We start from the raw sequence: 15,478 nt of genomic DNA on the forward strand, positions 1-15,478 counted from the left end.
TCAGGGTCCCGCGCCCAGGATTTGAGGGACGCACCGCGGCCCTGTCAAAACTGGGGACCATGACCACAGCCCCTCACCGGCTTCACCGGACCAGCGGAATCGGTCAGGCCCGTGCCGCCCTCCAGCAGGTGCGGGTGGGCTCGGATTCCCCTGCGGAAATGCGGCTCAGGTTGGCCATCGTGTCGGCCGGGTTGCCCGAGCCGGAAATCCAGGTGCGGCTCGATCCAGCCAATCGCTACTCACCAACGTCCGATCTCGGCTATCGAGCGGCCAAAATAGCGCTCCAGTACGACGGTTACCACCACCGCTCGGCCGAACAATTGGCCATCGACAACAGACGGGATCTCGCGTTCACCCAGGCCGGTTGGAAATATCTGAAGTTCGACTGGCAGGACGCGCGGAGCGGCTTTTCCCGTGCTGTTTTTCTCGTTGGCCGGCCCTGGCGAATCCCGAACCATGAGGTCAGATCCGGGTCCACCTGCATCTCGGCCACGCGTGCCGTCGCCGGCTTCACCACCGACCCAGTTCAGGACGCTTCGGGCTCCGATTCGCCGGCTCCGTTGATCGGTTCGAGCAACTGGGCGATGGCGCTGTCCATGTGGTCGGCGAGCGCCGCGTGCAGTTCGGGGACATTCGCCTCCAGGATGGCCTGGGCGATCCGGCGGTGCTCCGCCACCCTGTCCTCGAGCGAATATTCCGCCTGTTCAAGGGCCGCCAGGCACATCCGTGTTTCGGTGACCAGGGTCCGGTGCACCCGGGTCAGCCGCTGGCTATGGGCCAGCCGGACCATCGCCTCGTGGAAGGAGATGTCGACCCGGCTCAGTTCCGCCGGTTCGAAACCGGCCCCCAGGGCGGCCATCTCCTCGACGATGGACATCAGCTCCGTGCCCGCCTCGCGGTGCGTGTGGTCGACCTCGATGATCTTCAATGCCGCTCCACGCTCGACGGCGGTGCGCGTGAGGTAGATGTCGGCGATATCCGCCGGGGTCGGGTCGACGACGAAGAGCCCGCGGTTGCGGATGCTGATGAGCAGGCCCTCCTGCGTCAGGCGCTGCATCGCCTCTCGCAGGGGCCCGCGACTGACGCCCAGACGGCCGGCGAGATCCGCTTCCCCGAGCTGTGTGCCGGGCGGGAACTCGCCGTTGCCGATCGCGGTGCGGATCTTGCGCGCGATGATCGATGGGGTGGACTCCTGTTGAAGCGGCTCGAGACTCGAGGCGGCCATGGGATGATCCTCACTGGGTTCGACATTGTCCGGATGCAGACAATCCTACAACCTGTGCGGCCCTGGCGGGCGGGTGGCCCCGGGCGAGATTAGACTGGATGTGCCGCCCACCCATCCGGGAACCGGGCCGGTCCGGACAAGATGAAGGACAGTGCCAGCCGATGGACACCCAGGATCCCCTGGCGTTGGAGGGGCAGGTCTGCTTTGCCCTCGCCGTCGCCTCGCGTTCGGTGATCGCCGCGTACCGTCCCGTCCTGGAACCGCTGCATCTGACCCATCCGCAATACCTGGTGATGCTGGCCCTGTGGGAGCAGTCCCCTGTGTCGCTGAAGGAGGTCAGCCGGCTCCTGCGGCTGGATCCGGGAACGTTGTCGCCACTGGCAAAGCGCCTCGAGTCCCTGGGCTACATCGAGCGGCAGCGCGATGCCCGCGACGGGCGCACCCTGTGCATCACGCTGAGCGACCGTGGACGCGCACTACGCGCCGAGGCGGAAAAGGTCCCCGGGCAGATGATGGAGCGCCTGGGGTTGTCGCGCGAGGAACTGGTCGGGTTGCACGCGACCATGACGAAGTTGATCACCGCCACCGATCGGCTGCACTAGCTGCCGCGGCGGCGGGGCCACTCAGAAGTCGGCGGCGGCCAGCCTGACTTCTTCGGGGGCTTCGCTCCCCTTGGCCTCATGGGCCCGCAAGACGCGCCGGGCGCGTTCGCACTTCAGCCGCTCCTTAGGGTCCATGTGCGGCAACTGGTCCGCCGGACCCATGACGAAGAAGCCGAGGAACTGCAGCCACCACGTCAGCCGGTAGCCGAAGCTCAGTCCGGTCTTGTCCTTCACGATGGGCAGTGGCTTGTGGCTCATGGCCGTCCGTCCTGTGGGTACGGGGCCCGCAGCGCGGGCCCGACGTGGGGTGCCGGAAAGCCCGGTCCCTCCCCTCCATTCTACCTAATTATTTTGTGTACCAACTAAAATTGGCCGCGAACTCCATCACACCGGACAATGGAAGGATGCCTGCCGACGTGCTCCGCCTCCCCGAGGATGCCTGGCTCTCCCGTGCCACGGCACACCGCGCCCGGGTCGAGCGGTTCGCCGCACCGTTCCTCGCACGCCGATCGGCCGGCCGCAAGCACCCGGTCGAGGACTTCTTGTTCACCTACTACACCGAGAAACCAGGCCGGCTCCAGCGCTGGCACCCGGGGACCGGCGTCGTGCTCCTGGGCGAGGCGGCTACCGAGCGGCTCGGCTGGAAGCACCACCGACGCGAGGGCGACGGGGTCGTCTTCGATGCCCGCGCGTTCATGGCCGAACGCCGGCGGACGGTGGAGTTCGCACACTCGATCCTGGCCGGCGCCTCGGCCAACCCCGCCCGGTTCTCCTGTTTCGGGCTGCACGAGTGGGCGATGGCCTACAAGTCCGGGGAGAACGGGGTGCGGCACGACTACCTGCCACTGCGCCTCGGGGCCGCCGGGACGGATGCCGTGGTCGAGGGGAACCGGATCCGCTGCACGCACATCGACGCCTTCCGCTTCTACACCCCGCAGGCGGTGGGCCTGAATGAACTGCAGCCCACCCGCGAGACGCAGGCGGCGATGGACCAGCCGGGCTGCCTGCACGCGAACATGGACCTCTACAAGTGGGCCTACAAGCTCTCGGCAGCTGTACCGGGCGAACTGCTGCTGGCGACGTTCGAGCTGGCCTGGGAGATCAGGACGATGGACATGCGGGCCTCGCCCTACGACCTCGGCGACTGGGGCTATGACCCGATCCGTATCGAGACAGCGGAGGGCAAGGCCGAATACGTTGAACTGCAGAAGGACTTTGCGGAGCGTTCGGCAGTGCTGCGCGGGCAGTTGCTTGACGCCGCCGAGGGGTTGCTGGACGCACCCGCAGCCCGCTGACATGCCCGGCCCCGGTGGATCAGTGGGCCGCTTCCATGGACTCCTGCGCGCAAAAGTGGAAGATTCGCCCTAAGGGCCCGATCCTCATCGACCACCACCGGGGGTGCACCATGAGATGAAACGAACCAGACACCGCAGGACACATGCCCTATCCGCCGTCGCCGCCACCGCCCTGGCCCTGCTGGCCCTGAGCGGATGCGCCGGGGAGGAGGACGGCTCCGGCCCCACGACTCCGACCGCATCCACGGTCGAGAGCGCCCCGGCCACCGGGCCGGTGGCGAGCGCCCCCGCCGCCGGCCCCGCCGAGGGGGCGGATGCCGACCTGTCGATCACCCTCACCTCCAACGGCACGGACGCCTCCCACCGCTACCAGCTGGTGTGCGTGAACGGCTCCCCCGGCCAGGGGACCGACCATCCGCAGGCCGATGCCGCCTGCACCTTCCTCAGCGGTCCCGGCAAGTCGGTGCTGACCGGCACGCCGGAGAAGGGCGCCCAGTGCACGCAGGAATCGGCCGGGCCACAGACCGCCATCGTGGAGGGGACGCTGAACGGCTCATCGGTCCAGCGCGGGTTCTCGCTCACCAACGGCTGCAAGATCGCCACCTGGAAGTCGGCCGAGGCCCTGCTCGGGCGCGGGACATCCAACGGAACGCAGTAGTCAGCCGCCAGTCGAGTAGCGGTGCTCCGGCCGGCCGCGGCTGCCGTAGCGCAGGTCCAGGCGCAGGGCACCGGACTGCGCCAGCTGCGCGAGGTAGCGCTGCGCGGTGGCCCGCGAGATGCCCACTGCCTGGGCCACCTGCATCACGGTGGCCTCCCCGGCCTCGGTGACCGCAGCCAGCACGGCGGCTTCCGTGGCCGCCCCCGAGGACGCGGCGGCCGGTTCGTCGGCCACCAGCAGGGCCCGCTGGCCGCGGTCGATCCCCGCCTGGTCCAGGTACTCGGCTGCGTCGAGTTGGCGCCGGTAGCGGGCGTACCCGCGCAGTTTCGCGGTGAGCACCTTCGGGTCGAAGGGCTTGAGCAGGTAGGCCAGCGCGCCGCGCCGGAACGCGGTGGCCACGGTCGGGGCCTCGGCGGCCGCGCTGAGCACGAAGGCGTCCACGTCCAGGCCCTGCAGCAGGTCCAGCCCCGAGCCCTGGGGCAGGTAGACATCGAGCAGCAGCAGGTCGGGCCGGTGCTCGGCCACGGCCTTCGGGACCATCCGGGCATCATGCACCGGGGGCAGGGCCGTGAACCCGGGCACGGCGTCGACGTAGCCGGCGTGCAGGGTGGCGACATGGAAGTCGTCGTCGACGATGAGCACGCGCAAATCGTTCCGGGGGTCGGTCATGGGGTTCCTTTCGCTGGGCGGTGTCCGGATGCGGGAAGCGGCTCGTCCAGGACGCCGGGCAGGCGCGCGGCGAAGACCGCCCCGGCGCCGGGCTCGGCGCCTCCGGCGTCGGCAATCCAGAGGTCCCCGCCGATGAGCCGGGCCAGCCGCCGGGCCAGGCCGAGGCCGACCCCGTGGCCGTGCGCGTCGGCTTCGTCCCCGGGCCGCGTGGTGGCGCCTTCGGCGAAGACATCCATGCCGGGGACCAGTCCACCGCCGGAATCGGCCACGGCCAGATGCAACGTGGTGCCCTCACTGAGCAGGTCCACCTCCACCCAGCGGGGCAGGCCCGCGCCGGGCTCCGGATCGGCTGCGCTGCCGGCGACACTGCCGGCTCCAGCCGCCGGCTCCGGGCCCCAGTCCGCGTCTGCCGTCGGCGCCGTGACGGCTGCCTCGAGGGCGTTGTCGATGAGGTTGCCCAGGATGGCGGTGACGTCCTGGGCCTCGGCGAGCGTGCCGAACAGGGCGGTGGCCTCGCCCACCCGGAGGGCGACGCCGCGTTCGTGGGCCTGGATGCCCTTGGCCCCGATGAAGGCCCGGAGGTAGGGGTCGGTCACGGCGGCGATGTTGGCCACCGGTTCGCGTACCGGCCCCGAGTCAATGATCTGCCCGACGTAGTCGCCGGCCCGCTCGACTTCGCCGTGCGCCAGCAGACCGGAGATGGTGTGCAGGCGGTTGGCGAACTCGTGGCGCTGGGCGCGCAGGGCCCCGGCCATGGTCTCGACGGCGTTCAACCGGCTGCCCAGCTCCTCCAGGGTGGTCAGGTCGCGCAGCATGACGACCTGGCCCAGGCTGGTCCCCTCGCGCGAGACCTCGTGCACCACCGCGCGCACGACCCGTTCGGGCAGCTCGAGGCGGACCGGCGCCCCGGCTTCGGCCCGGTCTTCGCGTACCGCTGCCACGGCCCGCACCAGCTTGTCCGGCAGCGCGGCCTCGGCGTAGGGCAGGCCCACGATGTCCCCGCTGTCCGAACGCCGCGGCAGTTCGAGCATCAGCCGGGCCGACCGGTTGCGCAGGCTGATCCGCCCGTCCGGGCCGATGCCGATCACCCCGTCATCGACCCCGTAGAGCACCGCCTCCTGATCGCGGACCAGCTGGGCCATCTCCTCGGGCTCCAGCCCCAGGGTGACCTTGCGCAGCCAGCGGACCAGCGTGGCCGCGGCGAAGCCCGCCAGGACCAGGGCCGCCACCCCGACCAGCAGGACGGACAGGACCGCCTGGCGCACCTGCCGCGAAACGGTCTCCACGGCGACGCCGGTGCTCACCTCCCCGATCACCGTGCCGCTCTCGCCAAAGACCGGGACCTTGGCCCGCACGGATTCGCCCAGGGTGCCGTGCTCGCGCGCGACGAACTCGTGCCCGTTCAAAGCCACCGGATCGGTGCTGACCGGCCGGCCGAGCTCGTCGGGGTTGGGATGGGACAGGCGGATCCCCAGGTCGTTGGTGACCACCACGAACAGGGCACCGGTGCGCGCCCGGGCGGCTTCTGCGTCGTGCTGGATGGGCCCGGCAGCGAGCGCGCCGGCATCCGGGGTGCGTTGCCCGTCCAGTCGGGCGACCTCCTGGCGCAGGCTCGAGTCGGCGGCCAGCGTGCGCGCGATGCCCAGGGCCTGCTGTTCGGCCTGGTCGTTGACGCGTTCGACGGTCAGGAACGCGACGGTGCCGACGGACAGCAACACGATCCCGGCGACGACGGCGAAGAGCACCGCCATCATGCGGGCGGTGAAGGTGCCGGCAACGGGGCGTTCTGGACTCACCCCTCCAGTGTAGGAGCGTTGTGAGCACAAAGCGCATTATTGTCCCAATGAGCAGATCCCCGGGCAATAAGCACAAACGGACGTTCCGCGCATCACATCCGTAGCGTGGTCTGGCACACACCGTGGTGCCCCGCACCACCCCCGCAGATTTCGGAAGACCCGGAACCTCGCCGTTGAGGAGAATCCATGCTTGTCATACTCGGGTTCCTGATGGTCGCCACCTTCATGGCGCTCATCATGACCAAACGCCTGACGCCCCTGCTGGCGCTGATCATCGTCCCCACCGCCTTCGGCCTCTTCGCCGGGGCCGGCTTCGGCATCGGGGACATGGTGATGGACGCCGTGAAGGACATGTCCTCCACCGCCGCCCTGCTGATGTTCGCGATCATCTACTTCGGCCTGATGATCGACGTCGGCCTGTTCGACAAGCTCGTGACCCTCATCGTGCGCATCGCCGGGCACGATCCGGCCAAGGTCGTCGTGGGCACCATGATCCTCACCGCCCTGATCTCGCTGGACGGCGACGGCTCCACCACCTTCATCGTGGTCACCGCTGCCCTGCTGCCGGTCTACCAGCGCCTGGGCCTGAGCCCGGTGGTGCTGACCTGCGTGGCCGGCCTGACCAACGGCACCCTGAACATCGTCCCGTGGGGCGGACCCACCGCCCGTGCCGCCGCGGCCCTGAAGGTGGACGCCTCGGACATCTTCCTGCCCATGCTGCCCTCGCTGGGCATCGGCCTGCTGGTTGTCTTCGCCTTCGCCGTGCTGCTGGGCCGCTCCGAGCGCCGCCGCCTGGCCAAGATCGACCCGGAGCGCTGGGGCCGTGGCGCATCCGGCTCCGCCTCCCCGCGCACCGGCGGATCCCCGTCCACCGGCGGCACCTCACCCCAGGACGACGGCGGAAAGCTCGCCCTGCTCGAACGCGCCGAGGCCGAGGAAGCCGTCGCCGGCGGCCTGGCCGACACCGCGCTGGACCCGCACCGCGCGACCCTGCGCCCGAAGCTGTTCTGGTTCAACCTCGCATTGACCGTGGCCATTATGGTCCTGCTCGTCGTGAACATCGTGCCCCTGCCGTACCTGTTCATGGTCGGCAGCGCGATCGCCCTGGTGGTCAACTTCCCGAAGATCTCCGACCAGGCCAAGATGGTCGCCTCGCACTCCTCGTCGGTCATCGCCGTCGTGTCCATGGTGCTGGCCGCCGCCGTACTCACCGGGGTGCTCTCCGGCACCGGCATGGTCGATGCCATGGCCGCCTGGCTGGTCGACGTCATCCCCACGAGCATGGGCCCCTACATGGCCATCATCACCGGTTTGATCAGCATTCCGGCGACCTTCCTGATGAGCAACGACGCGTTCTACTTCGGCCTGCTGCCAGTGCTGACCGAGACCGGTGCGCACTTCGGCATCCCCGCCGTCGACATGGCACGCGCTTCAATCACCGGCCAGCCGGTGCACATGCAGTCCCCGCTGGTCCCGGCGATCCTGCTGCTGGTCTCGCTGGCCGGCGTGGACCTGGGCGAGCACCACAAGAAGGTCCTCTGGCGGGCCCTCGTGGTCGCGCTGGTCATGCTCGCCGTCGGCGTCGTCGTCGGCGCCATCGGCATCGGATAAGGAATCCCTGACACCTGAAAGGACCAGCACGATGACCGATTTCTACAGCACCACCGCCCCTGTGGCCGCCCGTGAGTTCGTGGTCGCCGAGTCGGCCGACGTCGACGCAGCCGGTGCCGCGATCGTCGTGGCCTGCCTGCCGGGCAACTCCGGCCAGGCGGTGCTCGAGGAGGCCGTGCGCGAATCGGTGTACCGCGGCTCCCGGTCCGTCCCGGCGGCGCTGCACGTGGTGAGCTACCGCTCGGATACCGCGGCGGCACCGGGCCAGTCGGAGAAGGCCGACGCCGATGCCATCGGAGCCCAGCTGGCCGAGGCCGGCATCGAGTACCGCGTCTACCGCGCCGGGACCGAACCGGCAGAGCAGCTGCTCGGGCTCATCGAGTCCACGGGGGCGGAACTGGTGGCCATCTCGGTGCGCCGGCGCTCCCCGATGATGAAGCTGTTCCTGGGCTCCGTGGCCCAGCAGCTCATCCTCGACGCGCCCTGCCCGGTGCTCACCGTCAAGTAGGCGCCAAGCAGGAGGACCTGCCCGGCATCGCAGGGCACGACGGCGGGACCACTCCGGTCCCGCATCCTCCTGGGCAAGACGCACGGCGATGGCCGGCGGAATGGCATCAGCCATCCCGCCGGCCATCGCCGGCTATTGAAGACTTTATGAAGATCCAATAAACCTCAATAAACTCCCAAATTCCCACAACCGCGCATGACTGCTCGCAGACTCCGGAGGCGACACCAACCAACGTTGCAGACAGACCACCCGACGTTCGAATCGGCATATCCGCAGGTCATGAAAGAATGGAGCAGGAGGAACCCCACCCATGGAATTCATGATCCTGGTAGTCGGCCTGCTGTTCGGCACCGTCATCGTCGCCGGCATCGGCGAGCGCATCCGACTGCCCTACCCGGTCCTCATGCTGGTCTTTTCCGCTGGGGTCGCCTACCTGCCGTTCATCCCGGAGATCCACATCAACCCGGAGATGATCCTCCCGCTCTTCCTGCCCCCGCTGCTGTACGCGGTCGCCCAGCGTTCCTCCTGGGCCGTGTTCCGCAACCGCTGGCGCTCCCTGGTCCTGTTGGCCGTCCTCCTGGTCGCCGTCACGGTCGGCATCGTCGCCGGGGTCACCTGGCTCATCGTGCCCGGCATCGGAATCCCCGCTGTTATCGCTCTCGGGGCGGTGGTCGCCCCACCGGACCCGGTGGCCGTGGAATCGGTGGCCGGACGCGTCAAGATGCCGCGCCGCCTGATCACCGTCCTGCAGACCGAGGGCTTGTTCAACGATGCCATCGCCATCGTCATCTTCCAAGCGGCCGTCGCCGCGGCCACCAGCGGCGGAAACGTCGGCTGGGACCTCGTTCCCCGCTTCCTGCTCGGTGCCGCCGGCGCCGTCCTCCTGGGGCTGGCCATGGCCTGGATGGTCGGCACCCTGAACCGCTTCGTCCCGAACATGGTGGCCCGCTCCGCGGCCACCCTGGTCGCCCCCTTCGCCGTGTACCTGCTGGCGGAGGAGATCCACTGTTCCGGGGTCGTCGCCGTCGTGGTCACTGCCCTGGAGCTCGGCCGCCGGGCCCGCCCGCAGGACTCCGAGGAGCGCATCACCCGTCAGGCCTTCTGGGACGTCGTCGAGCTGCTGACCACCGGTGTCGCGTTCGGGCTCGTGGGCATCGAAATGCGCTACGTGTTCGAGGACGAGGGAGCCGGAATCCTGGACTTCGTCCCGGGCATCATCGCCGTCTGCGCCGCCGTTCTCATCGTCCGGTTCCTGTGGATGATGGGGATCTACAAGATCGGCGGCACCGAGAACAACAGCGTCCCGGGTTCCCTGAAGGAAGTCCTCGTGCTGACGTGGTGCGGGATGCGCGGCCTGGCCACCCTGGCGCTGGCCCTGGCCCTGCCCACGACCATGGACTCGGGGGAACCGTTGCCGGGCCGGAACTTCATCATCTCCTGCGCCTGTGCGGTCCTGCTGGTGACGCTGGTCGGCCCGGGGCTGACGCTGCCGTCGCTGATGCGGCACCTCAAGTTGCCGAACAACCACACCGCCGAGGAGCGCAAGGAACGCGAACTGGCACGCCGCGCCCAGCGGGTGGCCCTGGAGACGATGCGTCGTTCGGCGGCCACGAAATCACTGCCCCCGGAGCGCCAGAAGGCGTTGGCGCGGCGAATGTCCAGCCTGCACGAGCTGCTGGAGCGGGACTTCGAGGACGACCCAGAGAAGATGTTGAAGGTCAAGAAGACCCTGGCCATCATGGACGGCGTGCAACGCGAGGCACTCGACGCGGCCCGCCGCGAGGTGTTGGCCATGCGCAGGGAGCCGGGCATGGACCCCGAGGCCGTGGACCGGGTGCTGCGCCGCCTGGACCTGCGCACGGTCACGCTCGACGGTTAGCGGCTACAGCGCATCGACGTAGTACCAGCGGCCGTCCTCGCGGACGAAGCGGCTGCGCTCGTGCTGCACCCCGCGCTCCCCGCCGGCCCGGTAGTGCGCGGCGAACTCCACGATGCCCGCGTCGTCGTAGGGGCCGCCGGCGACGGTGTCCACGATGTCCAGTCGACGCCAGGCCATGCCGGGATCCAGCTCGAGCGTGGACGGCCGGGTCGAGGGGTGCCAGCTCTCCAGCAGGTAGGCGGTGTCCGCCACGGCGAAGGCGCTGTAGCGCGAGCGCATGTGGGCCTCGGCCGTCACCGCACCGGTGCCGCCGGCGGCGCGGTCGGCGTGGACCTTCCCGCAGCAGTCCCGGAAGACCTCGCCGGAGAGACAGGGGCAGCGTGCCCCGCCGTCGTACTCGGGGAAGGCGGGACCGGAAGTGGATCTGGTGCTCACGCGCCGGTCCGGTGGTGCCGGTGGTGGGATGCGCTGCCGGGAGGCGCGGCCCTGGGCGCGGGCGCGGCGACAGCGGTCCCGGCTGCGGCGCTGTCGTCCCGGCGTTTGCGCAGCACCAGGCGGACCAGCCCGAAGGCCAGGCCGACGCCCAGGACGAAGGGCAGCGCGGACGTCGAGGCCGCACCGGTTCCGGGGGTTTGCCGTGGTTCCATGCCCCCAGCGTAGGCGCGCGGCGGCGCGCCGGACAGGACCGGTGGCCTGCATCACGCGGGGGCCGTGGCGGAGCCAAAGCCGGTAGACTGGTCCGGCAAGCTCGCGGAGCGCCTCCATCCCGGCGTGAGACGGCACCTCCGCTGGCGTTCAGACCCCACCTCGCGCACAGGAGACCCCCGGATGCCCCGCATCGTTGTTGACGTCATGCCCAAGCCAGAGATCCTCGACCCCCAGGGCAAGGCCATCGTCGGCGCACTGCCCCGCCTCGGCTTCGACGCCTTCTCCGGCGTCCGCCAGGGCAAGCGCTTCGAACTGACCGTCGACGGCGAGGTGACCGAGGAGATCCTGGCCCAGGCCCGCACTGCCGCCGAGACCCTGCTGTCCAACCCGGTGATCGAGGACGTCGTCAACGTCGAGGTCGTCGCCGAGGCATGAGCAGCAACGAGATTCCCCTGATCGGCGACTACAGCACGCCGGACACCGCACTCAGTGGCGCCCGCATCGGCGTCGTCTCCTTCCCCGGCACCCTGGATGACCGCGACGCCGCCCGCGCCGTGCGCCTGGCCGGCGCCGAGCCGGTGGCCCTGTGGCACGCCGACGACTCGCTGGGCGACGTCGATGCCGTGGTCATCCCCGGCGGGTTCTCCTACGGCGACTACCTGCGCGCCGGCGCCATCGCCCGGTTCGCCCCGATGATGTCCCGCATCGTCGACGCCGCGAACTCCGACGCGAAGCTTCCGGTGCTGGGCATCTGCAACGGCTTCCAGATCCTCACCGAGGCGCACCTGCTGCCCGGCTCGATGATCAAGAACGACCACCTGAAGTTCATCTGCCGCGACCAGGTGCTGCGCGTGGAGAACAACTCCACCTCCTGGACCAACCAGTACGGGATCGGCCAGGAGATCACGGTCGTGCTGAAGAACCAGGACGGCCAGTACGTCGCCGACGAGAAGACCCTCGACGCCCTCGAGGCCGAGGGCCAGGTGGCCCTGCGCTACGTCGGCTGGAACCCCAACGGCTCGCGCCGCGACATCGCCGGCATCACCAACGCCGCGGGCAACGTCGTCGGGCTCATGCCCCACCCCGAACACGCGGTCGAGGCCGGCTACGGCCCGACCACCGACGCCGGCACCCACACCGGCACCGACGGTCTGGGCTTCTTCGCCTCCGTCCTGAGCACCCTGGTGGGAGGCACCAAATGAGCCAGCAGTTCAACATCGACACCGTCGACAACGCCGCAGCCACCCCGGAGACGGAGCTGCCCTGGGCCGAGCTGGGCCTGAAGCAGAACGAGTATGACGACGTTGTGAAGGTCCTGGGGCGACGCCCGACCGCCGCGGAGATCGCCATGTACTCGGTCATGTGGTCCGAGCACTGCTCCTACAAGTCCTCCAAGAACCACCTGCGCCAGTTCGGCGAGAAGGTCACCGAGGAGATGCGCAAGGACATGCTGGTGGGCATCGGCGAAAACGCCGGCGTCACCAACCTCGGCGACGGCTGGGCCGTGACCTTCAAGATCGAATCGCACAATTCGCCGTCGTTCGTCGAGCCCTTCCAGGGTGCGGCGACCGGCATCGGCGGGATCGTGCGCGACATCATCTCCATGGGTGCCCGACCGGTCGCGGTGATGGATCCGCTGCGCTTCGGCGCCATCGACCACCCGGACACCGCCCGCGTCATGCACGGCGCGGTCGCCGGCATCGGCTCCTACGGCAACTCGCTGGGCCTGCCGAACATCGGCGGCGAAATGGTGTTCGACCCGGTGTACCAGGGCAACCCGCTGGTCAACGCGCTGGCCGTGGGCGTCATGCGCCACGAGGACATCCGCCTGGCCAACGCCTCCGGCAAGGGCAACAAGGTCGTCCTCTTCGGTGCACGCACCGGCGGCGACGGCATCGGCGGCGCCTCCGTGCTGGCCTCCGAGTCCTTCGACGCGACCAAGCCGTCCAAGCGCCCTGCAGTGCAGGTCGGGGACCCGTTCGCCGAGAAGGTGCTCATCGAGTGCTGCCTCGAGCTGTTCAAGGGCTCGCTCGTCGAGGGCATCCAGGACCTCGGGGCCGCCGGCATCTCCTGCGCCACGTCCGAGCTGGCCTCCAACGGCGACGGCGGCATGCAGGTCGAGCTGACCAACGTACTGCTGCGCGACCCGACGCTGACCCCGGGCGAGATCCTGATGTCCGAGTCGCAGGAACGCATGATGGCCGTCGTCTCCCCGGAGAACGCCGAGGCGTTCGAGGCCGTCATGGACAAGTGGGCCGTGGAGTACTCCTGGCTCGGCGAGGTCACCGACTCCGGCCGGCTGGTCATCACCTGGGACGGCGAGGTCATCGTCGACGTGGACCCGCGCACCGTCGCCCACGACGGACCGGTCTACGACCGCCCGTACGCCCGCCCGGACTGGCAGGACGCCCTGCAGGCCGACACGTTCAAGGCCTCCCCGGCCGGGGTCAACCTGCCCTCGCTCGGCGAGGAGCTCAAGGCCGCCGTGCTGGAACTGGTCGCGTCGCCGAACATGTGCGACAAGTCCTGGATCACCAACCAGTACGACCGCTACGTCGGCGGAAACACCGCCCTGGCCACCCCGGACGACGCGGGTGTCATCCGCGTCGACGAGAAGACGGGCCTCGGCGTCGCCCTGGCCACCGATGCCAACGGCCGCTACGCCTACCTGGACCCGTACCACGGCGCGCAGCTGGCCCTGGCCGAGGCGTTCCGCAACGTCGCCACCACCGGCGCCATCCCGATGGCTGTCTCCGACTGCCTGAACTTCGGCTCCCCCGAGGACCCGGACGTCATGTGGCAGCTGGCCGAGGCCATCCGCGGCCTCTCCGACGCCTGCATGGAGCTCGGGATCCCGGTCACCGGCGGCAACGTCTCGCTCTACAACCAGACCGGCACCACCCCGATCCACCCCTCCCCCGTGGTCGCGGTGCTCGGCAAGTTCGACGACGTCGCCCGCCGCACCCCCTCGGGTTGGCACTCCAGCGCCGACGGGCAGGCCCTCTACCTGCTGGGCACGACGGCGGATGAACTCGATGGCTCCGAGTTCGCCAACCTGCGCGGGCACCTGGGCGGGCTGCCTCCGAAGGTGGACCTGGCCGCGGAGAAGCTGCTGGGTGACCTGCTCATCAACGCCTCGCGCGACGGCATGATCGACTCCGCCCACGACCTCTCCGAGGGCGGCCTCGCCGCCGGGCTGGTGGAGATGGCCCTGCGCTACGGCGTGGGCGCCCGCGTGGCACTCGAGGACCTGTGCGAACGCGACGGCATCGACGTGTTCACCGCACTGTTCTCCGAGTCGCAGGCCCGCGCCGTCGTGGCCGTGCCGCGCTCGGAGGAGGTCCGCTTCAACGACATGACCAGCGCCCGCGGCTTCCCCGTAGTGCGCCTGGGCATCGTCGATGCGGCCTCGGACTCGCTCGAGGTCCAGGGCCAGTTCACCGCGACCATCGCCGAACTGCGCGAGGCCCACGAGGGCACCCTGCCGAAGTACTTCTAGCCCACCCGCCATGTGGCGGACGGCAGGCGCACGGCGCCGGAGCCTCCGGGTTCCGGCGCCGTTGCCGTTGCGCCGGGCCGACTCGGCCGTGGCGGCCCCGCTACGCCTCCCCGAAGAAGCCTGCCAGTGCGGCGGTCAGCGCCTCCGGGGCCTCCTCGGCCATGTGGTGGCCGGAATGGATGCCATGGCCACTGGCGTCCAGCGCCCACCCCCGCCGCCAGATCTCCAGCGGGTTGCCGTGCAGCTGCTCCAGGTCATCGCCCAGCGACCACAACAGCAGCAGCGGGGCCTCGATCTTCCGCCCGGCGGCGCGGTCCGCCTCCTCGTGCCGGCGGTCGATCGTCAGGCCGGCCCGGTAGTCCTCCACCATCGCCCGCACGACGTCCGGGTTGCGGGTCGCGCCCCGCCACTCCTCGTAGTTCTCCTGCCCCATCTGGTGGGCATCGCCGTCGTACCAGGCATCGGGGTCCGCATTGATCACCCGCTCGGGGATCTCCGGCTGCGCGAAGAAGAACCAATGCCACCAGGCGGTGGCGAAAGCCGCGTCGGTGCGTTCCAGGTGCTCCACGATGGGCAGGCAATCCAGCAGGGCCAGCCGGGTCAGCTTCCGGGGGTGGTCCATGGCGATCCGGTACGCCACATAGCTGCCCCGGTCGTGTCCGGCGACGGAGAACCTGCCGATGCCCAGCGCGTCCATCACGACCACGAGGTCGCGGGCCATGGCCCGTTTCGACGCCGGCGCGTGGTCCGCAGCCGGTGCGGGACCGCGCGAGGCACCATAGCCGCGCAGGTCGGGCACCACGACCCGGAACCCCAACTCCACCAGGGCCGGCGCGACCCGGTGCCAGGTGGCCCCGGTCCGCGGATGGCCGTGCAGCAGCAGGACGGCCTTGCCGCGTCCGGCATGGCGCACGTGGATGATGGCCTCGCCCACGTCGATGTCCTCGACCACGAAGTTCTCGAACATGCCCCCATCATCGACCCGAACTCGCCCCGGCTATACCCCGGCCGGGGTCCGCGACATTTTCGCGGGACGCGCGGCTTCCCCCGTACCTACACTGGCGACAACCACCGGCGTCACGGCTGGC

Annotated in this window: 16 protein-coding genes; 9 read left to right on the top strand and 7 right to left on the bottom strand. The window is 69.7% G+C overall.

Translation table 11 applies throughout. The features are described 5' to 3' along the window. Positions 1-526: 526 nt before the first annotated feature. Entirely contained in the window at positions 527-1,225 is a 699-nt protein-coding gene (locus tag AB8M85_RS11365; protein WP_372698928.1) for a GntR family transcriptional regulator, read from the bottom strand. A 161-nt stretch (positions 1,226-1,386) separates the two neighbouring features. On the opposite strand from AB8M85_RS11365, the gene AB8M85_RS11370 reads away from it, so the two are divergent. Continuing rightward, the gene (locus tag AB8M85_RS11370; protein WP_372698929.1) at positions 1,387-1,827 is read left to right on the top strand and encodes a MarR family winged helix-turn-helix transcriptional regulator; all 441 of its coding nucleotides are present in this window, start codon (positions 1,387-1,389) and stop codon (positions 1,825-1,827) included. 21 nt (positions 1,828-1,848) lie between these two features. On the opposite strand, the gene AB8M85_RS11375 is transcribed toward AB8M85_RS11370, so the two are convergent. Then, positions 1,849-2,085, bottom strand: a complete 237-nt coding sequence (locus AB8M85_RS11375; protein ID WP_372698930.1) for a hypothetical protein — start codon at positions 2,083-2,085, stop codon at positions 1,849-1,851. A 146-nt stretch (positions 2,086-2,231) separates the two neighbouring features. Between AB8M85_RS11375 and AB8M85_RS11380 the strand changes: the two genes are divergently transcribed. Next, positions 2,232-3,122, top strand: a complete 891-nt coding sequence (locus AB8M85_RS11380) for a 3-methyladenine DNA glycosylase (protein ID WP_372698931.1) — start codon at positions 2,232-2,234, stop codon at positions 3,120-3,122. 115 nt (positions 3,123-3,237) lie between these two features. Next, entirely contained in the window at positions 3,238-3,780 is a 543-nt protein-coding gene (locus AB8M85_RS11385; RefSeq protein WP_372698932.1) for a hypothetical protein, read from the top strand. Here AB8M85_RS11385 and AB8M85_RS11390 read toward each other — a convergent pair whose 3' ends face one another. Both AB8M85_RS11390 and AB8M85_RS11395 read right to left on the bottom strand, forming a co-directional pair. After that, entirely contained in the window at positions 3,781-4,449 is a 669-nt protein-coding gene (locus AB8M85_RS11390; RefSeq protein WP_372698933.1) for a response regulator, read from the bottom strand. Continuing rightward, positions 4,446-6,245, bottom strand: a complete 1,800-nt coding sequence (locus AB8M85_RS11395) for an ATP-binding protein (RefSeq protein ID WP_372698934.1) — start codon at positions 6,243-6,245, stop codon at positions 4,446-4,448. The genes AB8M85_RS11390 and AB8M85_RS11395 overlap by 4 nt, the downstream gene beginning before the upstream one ends. A 186-nt stretch (positions 6,246-6,431) precedes the next feature. On the opposite strand from AB8M85_RS11395, the gene AB8M85_RS11400 reads away from it, so the two are divergent. The 3 genes from AB8M85_RS11400 to AB8M85_RS11410 all read left to right on the top strand — a co-directional run bounded on the left by AB8M85_RS11400 (position 6,432) and on the right by AB8M85_RS11410 (position 10,243). After that, positions 6,432-7,856 carry a CitMHS family transporter gene (locus tag AB8M85_RS11400; RefSeq protein WP_372698935.1) on the top strand — a complete coding sequence of 475 codons (1,425 nt, stop codon included), beginning with the start codon at positions 6,432-6,434 and terminating at the stop codon, positions 7,854-7,856. Positions 7,857-7,887: 31 nt separating this feature from the next. Then, positions 7,888-8,364 carry a universal stress protein gene (locus AB8M85_RS11405; protein ID WP_372698936.1) on the top strand — a complete coding sequence of 159 codons (477 nt, stop codon included), beginning with the start codon at positions 7,888-7,890 and terminating at the stop codon, positions 8,362-8,364. 310 nt (positions 8,365-8,674) lie between these two features. Further along, entirely contained in the window at positions 8,675-10,243 is a 1,569-nt protein-coding gene (locus AB8M85_RS11410; RefSeq protein WP_372698937.1) for a Na+/H+ antiporter, read from the top strand. Between the two features lie 3 nt (positions 10,244-10,246). On the opposite strand, the gene AB8M85_RS11415 is transcribed toward AB8M85_RS11410, so the two are convergent. Then, entirely contained in the window at positions 10,247-10,678 is a 432-nt protein-coding gene (locus AB8M85_RS11415; protein ID WP_372698938.1) for a YchJ family protein, read from the bottom strand. Beyond that, on the bottom strand, positions 10,675-10,890 hold the full coding sequence (locus tag AB8M85_RS11420; protein ID WP_372698939.1) for a hypothetical protein: 216 nt from the start codon (positions 10,888-10,890) through the stop codon (positions 10,675-10,677). The genes AB8M85_RS11415 and AB8M85_RS11420 overlap by 4 nt, the downstream gene beginning before the upstream one ends. 181 nt (positions 10,891-11,071) lie before the next feature. Between AB8M85_RS11420 and purS the strand changes: the two genes are divergently transcribed. From purS to purL, 3 genes are read left to right on the top strand one after another with little or no spacing between them, the layout of a single operon-like run. Further along, on the top strand, positions 11,072-11,326 hold the full coding sequence (purS, locus tag AB8M85_RS11425; RefSeq protein ID WP_372698940.1) for a phosphoribosylformylglycinamidine synthase subunit PurS: 255 nt from the start codon (positions 11,072-11,074) through the stop codon (positions 11,324-11,326). Continuing rightward, on the top strand, positions 11,323-12,093 hold the full coding sequence (gene purQ, locus AB8M85_RS11430; RefSeq protein ID WP_372698941.1) for a phosphoribosylformylglycinamidine synthase subunit PurQ: 771 nt from the start codon (positions 11,323-11,325) through the stop codon (positions 12,091-12,093). Before purS ends, purQ begins: the two co-directional genes overlap by 4 nt. Continuing rightward, entirely contained in the window at positions 12,090-14,390 is a 2,301-nt protein-coding gene (gene purL / locus AB8M85_RS11435) for a phosphoribosylformylglycinamidine synthase subunit PurL (RefSeq protein WP_372698942.1), read from the top strand. The genes purQ and purL overlap by 4 nt, the downstream gene beginning before the upstream one ends. 100 nt (positions 14,391-14,490) lie before the next feature. Here purL and AB8M85_RS11440 read toward each other — a convergent pair whose 3' ends face one another. Beyond that, a complete protein-coding gene (locus tag AB8M85_RS11440) occupies positions 14,491-15,357 on the bottom strand; it encodes an alpha/beta fold hydrolase (protein WP_372698943.1) in 867 nt (288 codons plus the stop codon). Positions 15,358-15,478: the final 121 nt, after the last annotated feature.

Origin of the sequence: Arthrobacter sp. JSM 101049 (assembly GCF_041679245.1) — a bacterium.
In the GTDB taxonomy this organism is placed as follows: Bacteria; Actinomycetota; Actinomycetes; order Actinomycetales; family Micrococcaceae; genus Arthrobacter_H.

Bases quoted from the DNA above. Each gene is read 5' to 3' on its own strand.
- AB8M85_RS11420 (WP_372698939.1), bottom strand. From the start codon at position 10,890: ATGGAACCACGGCAAACCCCCGGAACCGGTGCGGCCTCGACGTCCGCG.
- AB8M85_RS11375 (WP_372698930.1), bottom strand. From the start codon at position 2,085: ATGAGCCACAAGCCACTGCCCATCGTGAAGGACAAGACCGGACTGAGC.
- purQ (WP_372698941.1), top strand. From the start codon at position 11,323: ATGAGCAGCAACGAGATTCCCCTGATCGGCGACTACAGCACGCCGGAC.
- AB8M85_RS11370 (WP_372698929.1), top strand. From the start codon at position 1,387: ATGGACACCCAGGATCCCCTGGCGTTGGAGGGGCAGGTCTGCTTTGCC.
- purL (WP_372698942.1), top strand. From the start codon at position 12,090: ATGAGCCAGCAGTTCAACATCGACACCGTCGACAACGCCGCAGCCACC.
- AB8M85_RS11400 (WP_372698935.1), top strand. From the start codon at position 6,432: ATGCTTGTCATACTCGGGTTCCTGATGGTCGCCACCTTCATGGCGCTC.
- AB8M85_RS11385 (WP_372698932.1), top strand. From the start codon at position 3,238: ATGAAACGAACCAGACACCGCAGGACACATGCCCTATCCGCCGTCGCC.
- AB8M85_RS11390 (WP_372698933.1), bottom strand. From the start codon at position 4,449: ATGACCGACCCCCGGAACGATTTGCGCGTGCTCATCGTCGACGACGAC.
- AB8M85_RS11380 (WP_372698931.1), top strand. From the start codon at position 2,232: ATGCCTGCCGACGTGCTCCGCCTCCCCGAGGATGCCTGGCTCTCCCGT.
- AB8M85_RS11365 (WP_372698928.1), bottom strand. From the start codon at position 1,225: ATGGCCGCCTCGAGTCTCGAGCCGCTTCAACAGGAGTCCACCCCATCG.
- AB8M85_RS11405 (WP_372698936.1), top strand. From the start codon at position 7,888: ATGACCGATTTCTACAGCACCACCGCCCCTGTGGCCGCCCGTGAGTTC.
- AB8M85_RS11410 (WP_372698937.1), top strand. From the start codon at position 8,675: ATGGAATTCATGATCCTGGTAGTCGGCCTGCTGTTCGGCACCGTCATC.
- purS (WP_372698940.1), top strand. From the start codon at position 11,072: ATGCCCCGCATCGTTGTTGACGTCATGCCCAAGCCAGAGATCCTCGAC.
- AB8M85_RS11440 (WP_372698943.1), bottom strand. From the start codon at position 15,357: ATGTTCGAGAACTTCGTGGTCGAGGACATCGACGTGGGCGAGGCCATC.